This is a genomic window from Mesorhizobium sp. M7A.F.Ca.CA.004.12.1.1 (assembly GCF_003997835.1).
GTDB lineage: Bacteria > Pseudomonadota > Alphaproteobacteria > Rhizobiales > Rhizobiaceae > Mesorhizobium.
On sequence record NZ_RZRK01000801.1, the window covers coordinates 1 to 2,752 of the forward strand.

Consider the following 2,752-nt stretch of genomic DNA (forward strand, 5'->3'; position numbering starts at 1 on the left):
GCGGGGGTGGTCGTCCTTATCCTGATCCCTTGTACCCAGCCCCGCCTCGCCGAGGCGGTTGACCAGCTCGACGGCGCTGTGGTGGCGGATGCGCAGGCGCTCGGCGAGGTCGCCAACCGTCACCGGGCCGCCGCCGGGGAATCCCTTGATCGCCAGCAGCGCCTGATGCTGGCGCGGGGTCAGGCCGGCGTCTTCCGCCTGGACCTGGCTGAATTCGAGGAAGCGGCGGATCAGATAGCGAAACTCCGACAGTCGCTGGTAATCGGCCTGGCTGATGGCGGGGCGTGGTTTTTGTGGCTGCGACATATCAGACATGTGTTCGTTTTCCGGCGAAAGCTCAAACGGATTTCGGGCGAAACCGGTTTGAATATTTATATCGTGTTACGATACATAGCCACCGACAAGCCCGGCTGGCCGCTTCGACCGTGCCGCATATCCACATTCGGCCCGCCGCCAGGAAGCAAAGCCCGCCATGAAGACCCCTCACTCGAACCCGGAGCATCTGCGTGATTTCACCACGGACGCCAGGGTGCTGCTCGTCGCGGCCATTGCCGTGGTGGTGGCGACAGCCGGACTGGTTGCCGGCATCGCGCTTTTGAAGCTGATCCGGCTGGCCACCAACATCGCCTATTTCGGCCAGTTCTCGCTTGCCGACCTGAAGCTTGAGGACACACCGCTTGGGCTTGCCGCCGTCATCGTCCCGGTGATCGGTGCGCTGATCATCGGCCTGATGGCGCGCTTCGGCAGCGAGAAGATCCGCGGCCATGGCATTCCCGAGGCCATCGAGGCGATCCTGCTCGGGCGCTCAAAACTCGACGCCAAGGTGGCGATCCTGAAGCCGCTGTCGTCGGCGATCTCGATCGGCTCCGGCGGGCCGTTCGGCGCCGAAGGCCCGATCATCATGACTGGCGGCGCCATCGGCTCGCTGATCGCGCAGATGCTGCCGGTCAGCGACAACGAGCGCAAGACACTGCTGGTGGCTGGTGCGGCAGCGGGCATGACTACGGTTTTTGGAACACCGATTGCAGCCATCATGCTGGCGGTCGAACTGCTGCTTTTCGAATGGACCCCGCGCAGCTTCATCCCGGTGGCGGTGGCGGCTGTTATCGCCGAGGTCGAGCGCACCATGCTGCATCTGCCCGGGCCGATCTTTCCGTTTCAGGGCGGCATGGAGGTATCCTTTGTCGGCCTTGCCGGCTGGGTGGCGATCGGCGTTTGTGCAGGACTTTTGTCGGGACTGCTGACGCAGATGGTCTATGCCTGCGAGGACGGTTTTCAGAAGCTGCCGATCCACTGGATGTGGTGGCCGATGCTTGGCGGCCTGGTGGTCGGCATAGGCGGGCTGATCGAACCGCACGCGCTCGGTGTCGGCTATGACAACATCACCGACATGCTGGATGGCCGCACCGTCGCGACAGCGGCCCTTCTGCTGCTGGTGGTCAAGGCGATCATCTGGTCGGCAGCGCTCGGCTCGGGAACGTCGGGAGGTGTGCTGGCGCCGCTGTTGATCATGGGTGGGGCTATGGGCGCTGTGCTCGCCGGCGTTCTGCCTGCCGCGGATCCCGGTTTCTGGGCGCTGCTGGCAATGGCCGCCACGATGGGCGGCACGATGCGTGCGCCGCTGACCGCCACGTTCTTCGCCGTCGAACTGACCGGCAACACACATATGCTGGTGCCGCTGATTGCTGCCTGCGCCGCGGCGCACGCCGTCACCGTGCTTCTGATGAAGCGGTCGATCCTGACCGAAAAGATCGCCAGAAGGGGACATCATCTGGTTCGCGAATACCGCGTCGACCCTTTCGCCCTGACCAGGGTGCGCGAGGTGATGACCCCACAGGTCGAAAGCGTGCCGGCGACGATGACGCTGCATGGCGCTGCGGCATTCCTGACAGCGCCGGAAACACGGCATCCGAGTTTCCCGGTGGTCGATGAGCACGGCCATGTGCTGGGCCTCATCGATCCGCCGGCGATATTGCGCTGGAGACGCGCCGGCACGCACCGCACCACCACGCTTGGCGAACTGCTGGCCGGCAGCAAGGCGACGCTGGCCTATCCGGACGAATATCTCGAAGGCCTCTCCGACAAGCTGCTGACGGCCAACGTCTCTCATCTGCCCGTCGTCACTCGCGAAGGCTCTTTGCTGGTCGGCTATGTCGGCTGGAAGGATTTGATGCGCGTGCGGTCCAGGAAACAGGCCGAGGAGCGCGAACGTTCGACCTTGCTTGGCTTCGGCACCAGACGCAGGAAGAAGGAAGCGGCGGTCGAGGGCCTCTAGAAATCCGTTCCGCGCTTCGCCCACTCCAGGACATGGAGCCTCAACGCAGAGGACAGGTTGGTGTCGCGGGGCCTTGTCACGTCGACTTCGGCGACAAGCGCGGCAAGCGTCAGCTTTCTGGTCGCCGCGATCGCGACGAGGTCGTCATAGAAGGGTTTTTCGAGCGAGTAGCTGGTGCGGTGGCCGCGAATGGTCACCGAACGCTTTTCGACCGGGCTCATAGGTGGTCAGGGTCGCCGGGCTTTTCACGACGATGCCCGGCAACGAATTTTTCACTCTTGTCGGCGGCGATGCGGTCGCGTTCTTTTTCGGCCTTGGAGCGGCCGTGCAGCGCGCGATTCTGTTCGGCGGCGCGCAGCTTTTCGTCCCGCGCCTTTTGCTTGCGGGCCTGGCGGAGATTGACGATTTCGGCCACGGCGTAAGTCGCCGGCCTATTTCTTGCGGAAGGCGTCGAGCGAGACCACTTCGGCGCCCTTG

General features: G+C 64.1%; 4 protein-coding genes. 1 reads left to right on the forward strand and 3 read right to left on the reverse strand.

The window, feature by feature from the left end:
• A partial coding sequence (locus EN984_RS29810) for a helix-turn-helix domain-containing protein (RefSeq protein WP_164765738.1) occupies nt 1-315 on the reverse strand: 315 nt, incomplete at its 3' end.
• A 157-nt stretch (nt 316-472) separates the two neighbouring features.
• Here EN984_RS29810 and EN984_RS29815 point away from each other — a divergent pair.
• A complete protein-coding gene (locus EN984_RS29815; RefSeq protein ID WP_127384166.1) occupies nt 473-2,275 on the forward strand; it encodes a chloride channel protein in 1,803 nt (600 codons plus the stop codon).
• On the opposite strand, the gene EN984_RS29820 is transcribed toward EN984_RS29815, so the two are convergent.
• Together EN984_RS29820 and EN984_RS29825 are read right to left on the reverse strand one after the other, a co-directional pair.
• Nucleotides 2,272-2,496 carry a ribbon-helix-helix domain-containing protein gene (locus tag EN984_RS29820; protein ID WP_127271800.1) on the reverse strand — a complete coding sequence of 75 codons (225 nt, stop codon included), beginning with the start codon at nt 2,494-2,496 and terminating at the stop codon, nt 2,272-2,274. The genes EN984_RS29815 and EN984_RS29820 overlap by 4 nt on opposite strands.
• On the reverse strand, nt 2,493-2,690 hold the full coding sequence (locus tag EN984_RS29825) for a DUF4169 family protein (protein ID WP_127271798.1): 198 nt from the start codon (nt 2,688-2,690) through the stop codon (nt 2,493-2,495). Before EN984_RS29825 ends, EN984_RS29820 begins: the two co-directional genes overlap by 4 nt.
• Nucleotides 2,691-2,752 lie beyond the last annotated feature (62 nt).

Bases quoted from the DNA above. Each gene is read 5' to 3' on its own strand.
- EN984_RS29815 (WP_127384166.1), top strand. From the start codon at position 473: ATGAAGACCCCTCACTCGAACCCGGAGCATCTGCGTGATTTCACCACG.
- EN984_RS29820 (WP_127271800.1), bottom strand. From the start codon at position 2,496: ATGAGCCCGGTCGAAAAGCGTTCGGTGACCATTCGCGGCCACCGCACC.